Origin of the sequence: Acinetobacter sp. NEB149, from assembly GCF_012516415.1 — a bacterium.
Lineage (GTDB): Bacteria > Pseudomonadota > Gammaproteobacteria > Pseudomonadales > Moraxellaceae > Acinetobacter > Acinetobacter lwoffii_V.
In genome coordinates this window covers 300647-315068 of the sequence record NZ_CP051208.1, presented here as the reverse complement: position 1 = coordinate 315068, position 14422 = coordinate 300647, and the positions used below count along the sequence as shown (strand labels likewise).

Below are 14422 nucleotides of genomic sequence, written 5' to 3'. Positions count from 1 at the left end.
CGTTCTGGCTGGTGTTTGGAGATATTGTGGGAGCAGAAAATTAGGCTTTTTAATAAAAACCCTCTAAAAAGCCATGATTTCTAGATTCTGTTTTTCTGCATGTTTTACATGGAACATGCAGATCATCGCGTTTAAAAACGCTTATAAAAATGGATTTTCAATTTCATCCATATCATCACGCTGAATTTTTTCTGGCAAGTCCGGCGTGTTTTCAAGTTGTTGTACCACATCATTCAGAAAAGCCTGCAAGGCTTTGGCCACTTTCAGTCCCTGCTGATCCTTGGTGATTTGCAAGTTGCCATACAGACTGACACAGTCCAGATCATTTTCCAAAGTCAGATCATGAATGGCATGGGATTCACTGCCATTTTCAAATGCTTTAAACATATCCTCTTCACCTGTCTTTGTTATTTTTCCATGAACGTCTGATGTCGATGCTACCCGAATCCCGGTTTTTTCAGCAAGCTTATTTCAACAGCTGCAAAATATATTGCAACAAGGCATCAATCAGCTGTTTCACGATGGCATCTTGCGTTGCGTTGTCTATCGTGCCGCCAGTCGCAGAGGAGGTCGAACTGCTTGAACCAGAAGACTTAAACTCGCGTTGCAGTGCCTGCAGGTTTTCTTTGGAAACCTCTTCGGCACACTGGCTTTCTGCATCCCAGTTGGAATATTCGATTTTCTGGTTGGCTTTTACGGCATTTCTGGTCAGTGGCAGCTTATAGGTATTGCGCTTCTGCTCTTCGGTGAGCTGCGGGAACAGGTTAATTCCGAGCTGTTCTTCCAGATAGCAGACACTGACAATACGCACTTTGAGAGAATTGTCATTCGGTGCATAGTAAGCACCAATAGCACCGGTTTTCGGCATATAAACCGCCTTATAGACCGCGGTTGGCACAATCACGCCATTGCCAATGGTTTTCAGCTTTTTCCCGGCAAAGACCGGCCCAGTCACCACATAGACATTCTGTTTCTGCTTGGTCACAATGGCACGGGTGGCCTCTTCCAGCTCACGCCAGACCTGCTGATTATTCTTGGGTGCTTGCGGCACCATATTGGCCAATGAAAAACTGTCAGACTGCGCAGCCTTGTTAGGCATATCCGCATTCGGTGCCATATGACCGCGGTCATAACCTGAACCACGATAATCCGCCAATGTGGCACGATGCTTCGCACTGACTCGATCTTCTTCATGAAAATTATCTTCACGGGGAATTTTCTGGCTTAAGCGTGCTGGCGTTAAGGCTTCTGCGACCCAAAGCGGTGTTTTGGATACCCCGGAATAACCGACATTAAAGCCATTAAAACACAGTGAATAACTGTCTTTTTTCAGGCTGTCTTTTATCAAATATGGCGGTACATCACGATAAAACTGGTTCAGACAGGCAGAATCGCTGGAAGAGGAAAGTGACACCCACTGACTGATTTTTTCCTGGCCAAAAGCGATGGCGAAGCTGCTCGAAGCCACCACGCCCAGAATGACTTTAATACTATTATCATTTAAAAACTGAAAAAAAGAGTTCTTGGGTTTACGCTGCTTCTTGGCCATTATTACACGTACTTTTTAGATCAATACAGATTTTGACCGAGCTTAACAAGCTGTATAAGTGAAGTATATCTTGGCTCTACCATTCGTTTACTAAATAAACAATAAGTATCTAAAACCCCGGCTAGTTGTAACAAACTGTCTAATTTTATTTCTTTTTAAATGAGGTTTCTCGGTGTTTGCGTAGCTTTGTTTGGCCCAGTGGATTGAGTGTGTAAAGCTAACGGCCTATCTCAATTCGTACAAATATTTAGTAATGGTGTCAATCATGAATTCCAAACTCTCTAAAGCATTAGGTTTAGGATTATTCACAAGTGTGATCAGCGTAGCTGCATTTGCCGAGCCACCAGTTCAACCCGGTGAAACACTTGAAAGCTTGTCTAAAGCTAAAATTAGTACCAAGGTGAATGGTCAGGAAGCCTCTTTAGAAAGCTTGGTGAACTCTGGTCAGATCCGTCTGGTCGATCCGCGCACAGCGGCACCACAACCAGTCATGCCCGATACACAAATGCCAAATGATCCAGCGATGGCCCAAGCCCCGAATCATTCCGGCACTGTCTCTCCTCAGCCGCCTGTCACAGAAGCAGGCATGAATGAATCAGAGGTGCCGGCCAATCTGGTTGAACCAGCCACTGAATCAGAAGTAGAAGCCAGCACGTCTATGACGACGCCTCAACAACAACCAACACTGGAAGAACAACAAGCAGCTGTACCAGCAATGTCTGAAGAGCAACAGCAAGCAGCTATTGCTTCAGAACAACCGATGCCTGAAGCACAGCAACAAGCGGCTGTGACTGAAGCAGATGTGAGCAATGAACAAACTGAAATTGCAGCTCAATCTGATGCAGAGCCAGTACTGATGGAAGAACCTTTGAATGCTGCACCTGAAGTGCCGGCTGCGGTAGAACTCGAACAATAATCTGAAACTCATTTATTTATTAGATCTCTTGCGAAAGTTAATTCAAGAGCATCCAATTCACCATTCCAACAATTAAATTCATTCTTAGACCAAATCGTTTCCGTCTATTTCTATACCGTTCTGTTAATATCCGAAAATATTTAAGTTTGCCGTTGATATGTTCAATTGTGATCCTACGCCGACTGATTTCTTGGTTGATCTGTTTTGCTATTTTGGGTAATGATAAATTCTTAGGTTTCTTGATTGGAATGAGTAACTTACTCTTAATCTGATGAAATCCTTTATAGGCTAAATCTGCCATAATACAAGGATAAATGATCATCTCCTTAAAATACTTACGCGCAATCGTCAGATCATGTTTTCTGCCACTTTCGACCTGTATACTTACAATTTGCTTTAGTCTTGGGTTAAAAATGACCTGTGTTTTTAGCGTATGTTTCTTCTTTTTACCGCTATAGAATTTCTTTGTTTTTTTGGGACGCTCAATCTGTGACTCAGTGACATCAACGATCACATAATCACCTTCACTAAACTTTTGATTCCTTTTGGGTAATGCAAAAATCCGTGATTGAATCAGAGCATTTTCAACTTTATGAATAGTACGATTCACATTACTTTCAGCAAGATTATAGTCAGCGGATAATTCAATTTGAGTCCTATAACAGCGTAAGTAGTTTAGAGTTAACAATAATTGATCCTCTAAACACAAAGAATGCGGCCTTCCAGATTTTTTCTTGGCAAGTTCAGCGTGTTGTAACACCGATACCATTTTTAAGAATAATGGACGAGGAACTCCAACGAGTCGTTTAAATTCCCCATCATTAAATCGAGTTAAATTTTCATATTTCATGGGGCTAGTATAAACAATTTTTTACTTTCGCAAGAGATCTATTGTTTCTCTCATAAAAAAACCAGAGTGTGCCTCTGGTTTTTTTATGCTTTTTTATTTTATTTACATCTGAATCTGGGTGCCCAGCTCGACCACACGGTTGGGTGGAATCTGATAGAAATCACTGACCGGACTGGTATTGCGTTGCATAGAAATAAACAGCTTTTCCCGCCACGGTGCCATACCCTCACCCACAGTATGCATAATCCGTTCACGTGAAATAAAGAAACTGATCTGCATCAGGTCATATTCAAAATCCCATTGCTCATAGGCCTGCTGTAAAGCTTCCGGAATATTCGGCTGATCCTTAAAACCATAATAGATAAACACCCGGTAAAAATGTTCACTCAGTTTTTCCAGTTCAATCCGCTCCTGCCTGTCAACAAAAGGAATATCTCGGGTAATCACTGTCAGCATGATATTGCGTTCATGCAAGACCTTATTGTGCTTAATATTATGCAACATGGCATGCGGAACAATATTTGGTGTACCGGTCAGGAAAATGGCATCGCCTGGCACAAACTTGGTGCCTTCCCCCATCGAAATACTTTTAATAAACAGATCAATCGGCAAGGCATCCTGTTCCAGCCGGTTCAGTACCAACGCACGCCCATCTTTCCAGGTCATGAGAATCGTAAACAGTACCGCGCCAATCAGAATCGGCACCCAACCACCTGAAGCGATTTTCAAGGACGTTGAGGCCACAAAAACCAAATCCAGTGCCAGGAATGGTACAGCAAATAACGCTACTTTCCAGACCGGCCAACGCCAGAAGCCATAGGCCAGAATCGAGATCAGAATGGTGCCGCAGAGCATGGTCATGGTCACTGCAACGCCGTAAGCACTGGCCAGATTGGCACTATTTTCAAACAGTAAAATCAGGATCAACACCGAGATAAACAACATCCAGTTAATGAAAGGCAAATAAATCTGGCCGCGCTCCAATGCAGAGGTATGCTTGACTGACAGGCGCGGCAAATAACGCAGTTGAATGGCCTGATTGACCATAGAAAATACACCAGTAATGACCGCCTGTGAGGCAATCACCGCAGCTGCAGTCGCCAGTCCAATCATCGGGAATAAGGCCCAGTCTGGCAGCAGCATATAGAAAGGATTCGCCAGTGCTTCAGGACTACGCAGTAACAAGGCACCTTGCCCGGCATAATTCAGTAATAAACATGGCAAGACAATAATGAACCAAGCCAGACGAATCGGCAGACGGCCAAAATGCCCCATATCGGCATAAATCGCTTCACCCCCAGTCATGGTCAGAATCACCGCCCCCATGGTCAGAAAAGCCACATAGGGCTGATCGACCACAAAATGATAGGCCCAGTAGGGATTCACCATCCAGAGTACAAACGGGGTCTGGATAATGCTCCACAAACCAAAACCGCCAATCGACAAAAACCAGAGCATGGTTAAAGGCCCAAAGAACTTGCCCATGGTGGCTGTGCCGTGTCGCTGAACCATAAACAGCCCGGCCAGAATCCCGATGGATAAAGGCACCAGCCATTGATTGAAAATGGGTGTAGCAATACTCAGGCCTTCAATGGCTGAGAGCACGGAGATTGCCGGGGTAATAATCCCGTCACCAAAAAATAGTGAGGCACCGACAAAACCCAAAGCGATCAGGAATATTTTCTTTTGATCAGAGATTCGTGTGGTACGCAGGTTTAATGCCAACAGTGACATGATCCCGCCCTCGCCGTTGTTATCGGCACGCATGATTACCATGACATATTTAAAGCTGATGGTAAGCATCATGCACCAGAAAATCAGGGACAGGATGCCGAGTACAGAAGCTTCGCTAATGGCGAGATGTGCGGTAAGGAAGCATTGGCGCAGTGCATAGAGCGGACTGGTACCAATATCTCCGAAAACGACCCCAAGCGCAGCCAGTGTAATCACCGGGAGAGCTGCCTTTTGTGCAGTGCTTTGCATATATTGTCTTCGTTTTTTAACAAGCATTTTTGCGAATCATAGCACCGCATTAAAAGTTTTTCTGCAAATCAATTGTTTCAGCTTGGCACAGCTGGTTTTTTTCGCTATTATCCTCGGCCTATGGTGAGGTGTCCGAGTGGCTGAAGGAGCACGCCTGGAAAGTGTGTAAACGTTTATAGCGTTTCGAGGGTTCGAATCCCTCTCTCACCGCCAAATTCGATGTTTACGGTAGTCCGCCGTAGTGTAAAAGACTTGATTCCAAAGGGGTTGAGTCTTTTTTTATGCCCGATACACTACGATGGATAACGGTAGTATACCGACAACTTTGTCGGTATATTTGTCGGTATAAACTCAATTCAGCTAAATTTTGACCATCAATCCAAAGAAATGCTGATTTTGTACCGACAACTAGGAGAAATCAGAATGGCAAAACAGTCTAATAAGCTGACTGCTAAAGAGGTTAAGAACCTTAGCTTTGATGTAAATGGTGCAAAGAAGCAAAGACACCCAGACGGCGGTGGCCTGTATTTATTGATTGATGATACCGAAGCGAAGTATTGGCGCATGGATTACCGTCGACCAGTGACGCAAAAATATAACACCCTTGCAATTGGTACTTATCCAACCATTAGCCTTGAACAAGCTCGAATAAAGAGAGAAGAATTTAAAAAGCTGCTGGCAGATGGCATCGACCCAGCCGAGCAACGGAATAATAAAAAACGCGAGCAGCTTGAAACCTTAGAGAACACTTTTCATAAATTTGCTACGGAATGGTTAGAGATTCGCAGACATGAAGGAAAGGTGGACAGTGAAACAATACGCAAGCTTGATAAAGATATACTGCCTTTTATTGGTAAGTTACCAGTAGCACAACTGACTACTGAGCAACTGGAACGTGATGTGACCAAAGCACTTGTTGACCGTGGTGCACTTGAATCGGCTAGACGTGTTAAGTCAATTATGAATATGGTGCTTAAACTTCCATTAAAGCGCCGAATCATCACCTACAACCCTGCTCCAGACATTAGCCTACCTCAACCAACCAAGGGCAATCACAATGCTGTGACAGATGAGAGAGAGTTAGCCGATCTACTCCGTAAAACGTGGCGCTTAACTAAAGACTTTCCACGTACACGAATCCGAACTGAGTTAGCAATAAAGCTATCAGCGTATATTTATCAGCGCCCGGGAGAAATCAGAACCTTACTATGGGAATCGGTAGACTTTGAAAATAGATGCCTATCATTTGCAGCAAGTAAAACCAATCAAGACCATATCGTGCCGTTATCAATTCAGGCTTACGACATTCTCAAAGAGCTTGAGGACATGCGGACCACTTCAAAATATGTATTTCCAAGCGTCAAAACTTCATCTGAGTGCATGAGTGACGGCACTCTAACCCAAGTATTAAAGCGAGTAGGTTTTAAAGGACAGCATACAGTACATGGATTCAGAGCAACGGCGAGAACGCTGCTGGATGAAGAAATTGAATACAGAACCGACATTGTGGAACACCAGCTTGCACACAAGGTTAAAGACCCAAACGGTACAGCTTATAACCGAACCAAGTTTTTGCGCCGTCGACGCGAAATGATGCAGCTGTGGGCTGATTATTTAGACACACTTCGTCAAGGCGGAGATGTATCAAGGTTTAAGCCAAATAATGATGGTGAAAATTTGATTCAATTCAAACCGAACGCCAAGACAGCATAATTTTTGGTATTATTGAATAGTCAGGTATAGGAGGCATCCGACAAGCAAGTACCCAACTTGTTTACCTGACTGCTTCTGGGTGCGCCGTGGGAGGCAAAGTGCAATATTTAAATCAAATATATACCTATAATCTTTCTTTGAAGACTCAAGTTCTAAATGAAATTATTGGTATTGCGAAAGCATCAAACCGAAAGAATACACATTTGTGCAAGCCAGATAGTCAATTCGAGATATTAACTCCAAAAGAATTAAATGTATTAATAGAAAAATATACAAAAAAGTGTTTTCAATATTATTCTTTAGATGAAGAAAGAAAAAAAATCAAAGGAATGCTGAGGGTTCATGACTCCTTTGGCGAATTACAATACTTAATTTATTTATTATAGGACTTACGCATTGACGGATTCAAAAAAGTATTAAAATAGTTTATAAAGTATCTGTGATCAGACGAACTAAACATGCTTCTACAGCAACTTGTACATTACCCATTTATATGGGCTTTCTCATGACAGAACCGAACTCTATTAGCTGCACACAACTTGCCGAGACTTATAATATCTCGCATGATAGTGTAAATCGCTTTCTAGAGCGTGAAGACTACACACCTCACGACCTATATCAAGAAGCAATTCAACATATTGATAATAATAAACTTATAGTCAGTATTGATGATACTGTTTTAGATAAACCATATAGTCAACATATGGACTTGGTTAGCTATTTTTGGTCAGGCAAACACCACCGATCCGTCAAGGGGATTAATCTCATTACCTTGTATGCGACAGATCAGAATGGTCAAAATATTCCAATTAATTTCCGAATTTATGACAAATCTGAGGGTAAAACCAAGAATGATTACTTTATGGATATGTTAAGTGAAGTACTTAGTTGGGGTGCAAAGATTCAATTTATTACAGGTGATAGTTGGTATTCATCGACTGCAAATCTAAAAACCATAAGAAAACATGGTATTCGATTTATGTTTGGTATCGACTGTAACCGTAAGGTTTCCCCTGAAAAAGGACAATGGTTTCAACTGCGTTTATTGCCGAATTTCCATCAGGGTCAAGTGGTCTGGCTCAAAGATTTTGGCTTTGTACAATTATTTAAGACTCAGTTAAAAGAACAGCAGAGGTTTTATATTGTGTATCAAGATGAAGATGATTTATTGTCCTTTGAGGGTTTTCATGAATTACATTCAAGTCATTGGAAAATAGAACAATATCACCGAGTGATTAAACAGGTTTGTCATATTGAAAAGTTTCAAGTAAGACGGTCTAAACTGATTTTGAATCATATTTTTTCAGCCTTAATGGCCTACGTTGAGATACAAAAGAACCAGTTTGAGGGGATCTTTGAAAATGTATATCGTTGGCAGAAGAAATTATTTAGACCAATGATCAAAAACTTCATTGATGACTTTATTCTCGATAAAAATCATCTGCTACCACAGAGAGTCTATAAATAACAGTGCGTAAGTCCTATATTATATTATTCAAATTTAATTGAGTTAAAAAACAAAGAGAGTTTTAAGGATTTAGAAAAGCTTTATACGTCTAGTTTCTTGATTGATTACAGCACAAAAATTAATATTAAAGAGAGAGGTAAACATGCTTTTAATTTTGCAGAATATCAAAACTTCTATGATGAGATGTGTGAAGGATTTATTAAAGGAATAATTCCCCCTTCACTTACGAATGGTATAACCACATTAGATTACTCTAGCCTGAGATTTGATTTAATGGGACTGAATATGTTGTTTTGGAAGTACTGTTCAATTAATGCAATTTTCGAAATGGTAGAGCAATCCATTGATTTAACTCGTTATCTACATGACCTATTAAATGATTCAAAATCAATTAGAAACAAGCTTCTTCGCAATCCAGAATTACAAAAAAAATATCATAAGAATGTGGCTTCTGCTGGAGGCAAGGCAAAAGCTGATAATTATAAGAAAGATAATGAGCAAGCCTTTAAGCACATTGAAGAATTATGGGATACAGAAAAATGGGGAAAAGCCTCCAAATGTGCAGAGGATATTTTTAATTTGAAGGAAATTAAATTACCTTACAACACTGTATACAGCCATTTAAGAAGCTATATAAAATCAAAAAAATGATTTTTGCTAGCAGATATTAAAAACAGCTAGTAAATATTTAAGTTAGCTAGAACATTGATACTAATCAAATAAAATCTAAACCAAACTACCTCTAACGCCGTTGCAATACGGTACATAGTTAGAGGTTTTTTTATGTCTACCCATCAACAAACTACAGCACCAAAAGGTTTTTACCGCATGTCGCACCTTGCGACTACTGCACCACGCAAGGAACGCAAGTACACTGCCAAAGATGGAACAACTCGAATAATCAAGGCACGTCCTGAGCGTCAAGGCTTACTCCCAATGGGAGAAACAACAATCTGGGACAAAGTACGTGCTGGCGAGTTCCCTGCCCCGATCAAGCTAACCGAGCGCATCACCGCATGGCGCATTGAAGATATTGAAGCATGGATGGCTTCAAAAGGATTGGAGGCTTAATTATGAATGCTTCTGCAAATTTATTAACCAGATCCTCTGTACATCAAATCAATATTGACGGCGCTTTAATTCACCAAGATCAATATGGTCGTTACAGCCTGAATGATTTACATAAGGCAAGTGGTGGTGACGTAAAAAACAAGCCATCTAATTTTCTACAAAATGACAAGACACAAGAACTTATTGCTGAATTGGTCGATGATGGAAATCCATCATCGGTAAATATTGAGCCGGTATCCACAATTAGGGGTGGTTCAGGACAAGGGACATATGTTGTAAAAGAATTGGTCTATGCATATGCCATGTGGATTAGTGCAGCCTTTCATCTCAAAGTTATTCGCACCTTTGATACTGTAACAGCGCAGCCACAACTACCGGATCTTAATAATCCAGCGCAATTGCGGAACCTATTGCTGGGCTATGCTGAACAAAACATTCAGCTCAGTACTGAAAATATGGTGTTATCGAAGGCAATCGAAACAATTACTCATACTGAACATGGCGTGAAGTTCCAGCAGGCATGTAAGATTTTGGATGTTAAGCAACAAGTATTAGCTGAATGGCTTAGAAAACATAATTGGGACCGCTATCTAAACAATGCCAGGGCTTCAACTTATTACAGTGAAAACCGTGGGTACTGTGAAACCAAATACTCACTCAAAGAAGGTGTAAAAGCCTCGGGGCAGCCATATAGCTACACACAGACTGAGTTCTTCATATTGCCAAAAGGTATGCAAATCTTGGCTAAGAGGTTTGGAGAGTGAATATAAATCTTCAAAATATTTTCGCCCTACGGCTTTTCAAATCAATAATCTTTGGCTATATTGATTCCGTTCAGTGCAAAATCACTGAATTAGCTTTGGTCGGCTATGAATACACAAGCGCATACAGTCCGCTTCGGACTTTTTTTATGCGTAAAATCTCTATGCTTCTGCATCTTTATGGTGAAGCTGGAGAGGGACACCTTCGAGTGTGCAGGTCTCTTGTGTACCTGTCGACCAACCCTTTTCAGCTTTGCCACCCTCACTTGGTCGTGAATGGTAAAGCTCCTCAACAAACACAAGGAGCGCATTAATCATGCCTAATCAAATCAATACTGAATCGATTGTTAATCTTGAATCCCAATCAAAAGAAAAAATACAAACATGGATTAAGGTAATGTCCGATGACAGAAGTTATTGCTCTTATGTGGCTATTGGCCTTGTAAATAGTGAAATTGCTTATCCTTTAGGTAATTGGAATATCCCTTTTTATTCTTTTGAGGAAGCCGATCAGTTTAAGAATGCCGCTCAGTTAAAATACCCAGATCTTAATTTTGATTTTATTACTGGAGCTTTGCATACTGACAAAGCAATGGAAAATGTCTCTTGTGTATTTTGGGATAAATGGCAGAAGAAACATAATGAACGTATTTATTTATTAGATAATAAAAAGGCGGTGTTACTGTGAATAACACCGCCCAAAACTTGCAGCAAGACTCCGATAAGCCTGCTGACATTCTAGCGCACTGTGAGCAACTTGTATCGTTTGATGATGCTTATTTATCACATGCCTTAGTACAGCGTTTTGGCAGCCCAGAACAGCCAATCCATGTTGATACTGGCAGTGTGGATATAAACGGCATTACCTATGAACAGCCTTTGATTCTGCCTATCTATGATGGGCAATTGGAGCTTGTACAGTGCGCCGTCATGCAGGATGGTCAGCGTGTGACTGTCATGCCTGATGGATTAGCTAAAGGCTTTGCAAGGTATGGTGATTTTGACCATGCTAAGCCTGTCATTATTACCTGCAACCTAGAATCATTTTTTAAGGTCGCACAGACTGGTTACGCCGTTGTATTGGTGCTACTACCTACCCTGTGCAATAAACATCAAACAGAACTCAAGCCATTTGATTTTGAGCAAATCCAGTTTGTGATTAATCAGCTATCGAAGGCAGGCTATACAAAGTTATATCTACCTGTCAGACCTGAGCATATAAACCTTGAGCCATTCAAGGCATTGGAACAAAACACGGCGGTTAGATTGCTTAGCCAGTATCTAAAAATTGGTGTAAGTGAATTTCTGATTGAATTGACACAGTATGAAAGTTTAAGTGATGTGCTGTATTTTCTTGATTTAGCTATTGAGGCCCTACCAGAAAAGACTAATCTACCCAAAGGCCATTTAGCCAAACCGTTCAAGATGGAAGATGATTCATTTTTACACATCATGGACAATGGCCTATACCTTGTAAAGGAAAAGAGAGATGAAAACGGCGAACTCAAACAAACACGGACATTTATCTGTTATTCGGTAACTATTCTAGGTGAAGCGCGAAGCTTGAATAATGATAACTGGAAACGTGTTATTCAATTCTACGATAAAGACAATACGTTGCACCGCCTGCTTATTCCTTACGAGCATTTTATGGGTGAAGCGCAGGAAGTGTTCAAGATTATTGCCAGTCACGGATTGATGCCACCGCGCCAAGCCCATAAGAAAAGTGTATTTATCAGCTATATTCAGGACTATCCAATAGAACAGCGTTTTAGATGTGTAGATCGGGCCGGATGGCATGGATATTGTTTTGCTACACCTAATAAAACCTATGGTAATAGTGAAGGTGAGGAACTACTTTTTCATAGTGAAAGTCCAAGTCCTTACACAGTTGCTGGAAGCTTTGGAGAGTGGCAGGATCTTAGTAGATTAATTGAACCTCATGCATTAGCAGTATTGGCATTTTCATGTGCATTTTCAGGGCAACTGGTTTTGCCTTTAGGTGCTGAAAGTGGCGGCTTTCATATTTATGGATCCTCAACCGATGGAAAAAGTACGATTACCAAGGCTTCTTGTAGTGTATGGGGAAGTCCTAAGCATATATCCAGGTCATGGAGGACTACAGATAACGCTTTAGAAAATGAAGCTGAATTAAGAAATGATAGTTTTCTGAATCTTGATGAGCTACGCCAAGCTGCGCCGAAAGCCGTATCAGATATTGTCTATATGCTGACAGGTGGACAAGGAAAGGCACGAAGTACAAAATCAGGTAAAAACCGAGATGCCAAGCAATTTAGCCTTATGTATACCTCTACTGGTGAAGTAACACTTGAGGAGCATTTGCGCCGTGGAAATATTGAGCTTGATGCAGGCCTGTTGCTTCGCTTTGCACATATTCCAAGTGATGCAGGTAAAGGCTACGGCGTATTTGATTGCATTAACTACGGTATAGCACCTCAAGATATTGGTAACCGCATTAATGAACTAGCATCAGCACATTACGGTCATGCCGGTATTAAGTGGCTTGAATATCTCACCAGCGATAAAGATATGGTAATGATAAAGGCACAGGAACTGTTAGATAGTTTTATTGAGCAACACACCCAGACGAAGAATGGGCAGGCTAACCGTGTTTTACGCCGTTTTGCCTTGGTCGCTGCTGCTGGAGAGTTAGCAACATTAGCAGGTATTACGGGCTGGCAACAGGGACGCGCATTTGAGGCAGTAGCGCAATGTTTTAGCACTTGGCTAGATAGTTTAGGTGGTGGTGAAAACATGGAGGAAACAAAGATTCTGGAGCATATTAAAGCCTTTTTTGAATCTAATGGAACCAGTCGCTTTGAAGACTTAACCGTAATCCGACAGCCAGACGGCGAAGTCATCCGACAACGTATCCACAATCGTGTCGGCTATTACGATCCAAGTGAAAAAGTTTATCTTGTGTCACCTACTATGTTTAAGAAGGAAATATGCATAGGTATGAATGAGGCAAACGTCAAAAAGATATTGATTAAGCATGGATGGATCAAGGAATTTTCCGAAGGGGAAAAAAAGCTGTACGTGAAGAAGCCTGGTAATAACCTACCCGATGGAACGCGCCCCCGGATGATGCACTTTAGTGTAGAAGCTATGCAGAACCTAGATAGCGAAATATAAATTAATATCTATAAGGTGGATGTGGTGGACAAGGTGGACATACAGATATTTATTTCAGTTAATATACTGTTATATATAAATATTATTATGTCCACTTTGTATAAATATATACATCTTAATAAGTGGACATAAGGTGGACACTATTTAAGGTAAATAGATCTCGTCCACTTCTACTACTTTATGTGTCCACTTTTTTATTAGCTAAAACCACATGTAAGTGGAATTAATTAATTACTTAAAAACATACACATAGTTAATTATGTACACCTTGTCCACTATGTCCACTTCAAAAAATACATATACATGAGTAGACAGACAGAATAAGAAAAAGTTCTGTGCCAAACGTAAATCAAGCAATTGTCATGAGCTTATCAGATCGTGACCCTTAAACTAAGAATCCTGCCCACAGCACAATTATTACCATATTCAGTTTACCAACATCAGAATTGAGCATAATCACCACCAGCAACCAACCTCCAACACTACAAGCAAGTATCAATAAAAGCTGAAAAGATTTATTAATAACGCCGTATTTTATAAACACGCCAGATCCCGAATTAAACTTTAATAAATAGCAAAAATTTAGAAAAAAACCTATTAAGCAAGGTGGGAATTATTAATATTTATTGGCATAAAATACCAAAAAAAAACATATAAAATGAGCTTATACAAAACCTATCAACCACAAAACAACCCTAAATTAAAATTTAATAATATAAAACAAATATTTAACTATGTTTTTTCTATTTTTTTATAGCTGTTTTAGAGGGCTTTTAGGGGTTCTAGCAAATAACCCCATGAAGCACACTTTAACAAAGTACCTTTTAGTATGGCTAAACGGCTTTTTATTGGCAAAATGTTACACTTTAGACATGCAAAATTATTGATTTATTCATGTGAAAATTACTAATAATTTTTTATCTTGTAGAGTTGAAAAAGCCCCTATGCTTATTAG

13 protein-coding genes and 1 tRNA gene are annotated in these 14422 nt (G+C 40.5%); 10 read left to right on the top strand and 4 right to left on the bottom strand.

Features of this window, described 5'->3' with window-relative positions:
* Positions 1–141: 141 nt before the first annotated feature.
* Both HGD77_RS01425 and HGD77_RS01420 read right to left on the bottom strand, forming a co-directional pair.
* Complete coding sequence (locus tag HGD77_RS01425; RefSeq protein ID WP_004729221.1) at positions 142–387, bottom strand: hypothetical protein; 246 nt, start codon at positions 385–387, stop codon at positions 142–144.
* Between the two features lie 79 nt (positions 388–466).
* Positions 467–1549 (bottom strand): DNA/RNA non-specific endonuclease, encoded by a 1083-nt coding sequence (locus HGD77_RS01420; protein ID WP_004729220.1) that lies wholly within the window; start codon positions 1547–1549, stop codon positions 467–469.
* Between the two features lie 265 nt (positions 1550–1814).
* Between HGD77_RS01420 and HGD77_RS01415 the strand changes: the two genes are divergently transcribed.
* Positions 1815–2465, top strand: coding sequence for a hypothetical protein (locus HGD77_RS01415; RefSeq protein ID WP_004729219.1), 651 nt, complete (start codon positions 1815–1817; stop codon positions 2463–2465).
* Between the two features lie 37 nt (positions 2466–2502).
* Here HGD77_RS01415 and HGD77_RS01410 read toward each other — a convergent pair whose 3' ends face one another.
* Together HGD77_RS01410 and HGD77_RS01405 are read right to left on the bottom strand one after the other, a co-directional pair.
* Entirely contained in the window at positions 2503–3315 is an 813-nt protein-coding gene (locus HGD77_RS01410; RefSeq protein WP_004729218.1) for an IS5 family transposase, read from the bottom strand.
* A gap of 102 nt (positions 3316–3417) precedes the next feature.
* On the bottom strand, positions 3418–5298 hold the full coding sequence (locus HGD77_RS01405) for a potassium transporter Kup (protein WP_004729217.1): 1881 nt from the start codon (positions 5296–5298) through the stop codon (positions 3418–3420).
* A 122-nt stretch (positions 5299–5420) separates the two neighbouring features.
* On the opposite strand from HGD77_RS01405, the gene HGD77_RS01400 reads away from it, so the two are divergent.
* The 9 genes from HGD77_RS01400 (at position 5421) to HGD77_RS01355 (ending at position 13467) form a co-directional block, all read left to right on the top strand.
* Positions 5421–5511, top strand: a tRNA-Ser gene (locus HGD77_RS01400).
* Between the two features lie 210 nt (positions 5512–5721).
* Positions 5722–7011, top strand: coding sequence for a tyrosine-type recombinase/integrase (locus HGD77_RS01395; RefSeq protein WP_168730627.1), 1290 nt, complete (start codon positions 5722–5724; stop codon positions 7009–7011).
* Between the two features lie 98 nt (positions 7012–7109).
* Positions 7110–7397, top strand: a complete 288-nt coding sequence (locus tag HGD77_RS01390) for a hypothetical protein (RefSeq protein WP_168730626.1) — start codon at positions 7110–7112, stop codon at positions 7395–7397.
* A gap of 53 nt (positions 7398–7450) precedes the next feature.
* Positions 7451–8479: a transposase gene (locus tag HGD77_RS01385; protein ID WP_080591915.1), complete on the top strand. Its 1029-nt coding sequence runs from the start codon at positions 7451–7453 to the stop codon at positions 8477–8479.
* A 96-nt stretch (positions 8480–8575) separates the two neighbouring features.
* A complete protein-coding gene (locus HGD77_RS01380; RefSeq protein ID WP_168730625.1) occupies positions 8576–9130 on the top strand; it encodes a hypothetical protein in 555 nt (184 codons plus the stop codon).
* A gap of 132 nt (positions 9131–9262) precedes the next feature.
* Positions 9263–9550, top strand: coding sequence for a helix-turn-helix transcriptional regulator (locus tag HGD77_RS01375; RefSeq protein ID WP_164542867.1), 288 nt, complete (start codon positions 9263–9265; stop codon positions 9548–9550).
* A gap of 2 nt (positions 9551–9552) precedes the next feature.
* Positions 9553–10314: a KilA-N domain-containing protein gene (locus HGD77_RS16930; RefSeq protein WP_228747339.1), complete on the top strand. Its 762-nt coding sequence runs from the start codon at positions 9553–9555 to the stop codon at positions 10312–10314.
* Between the two features lie 313 nt (positions 10315–10627).
* Positions 10628–10999 carry a hypothetical protein gene (locus HGD77_RS01360; RefSeq protein ID WP_164542868.1) on the top strand — a complete coding sequence of 124 codons (372 nt, stop codon included), beginning with the start codon at positions 10628–10630 and terminating at the stop codon, positions 10997–10999.
* On the top strand, positions 10996–13467 hold the full coding sequence (locus HGD77_RS01355; protein ID WP_168730624.1) for a DUF927 domain-containing protein: 2472 nt from the start codon (positions 10996–10998) through the stop codon (positions 13465–13467). Before HGD77_RS01360 ends, HGD77_RS01355 begins: the two co-directional genes overlap by 4 nt.
* Positions 13468–14422: the final 955 nt, after the last annotated feature.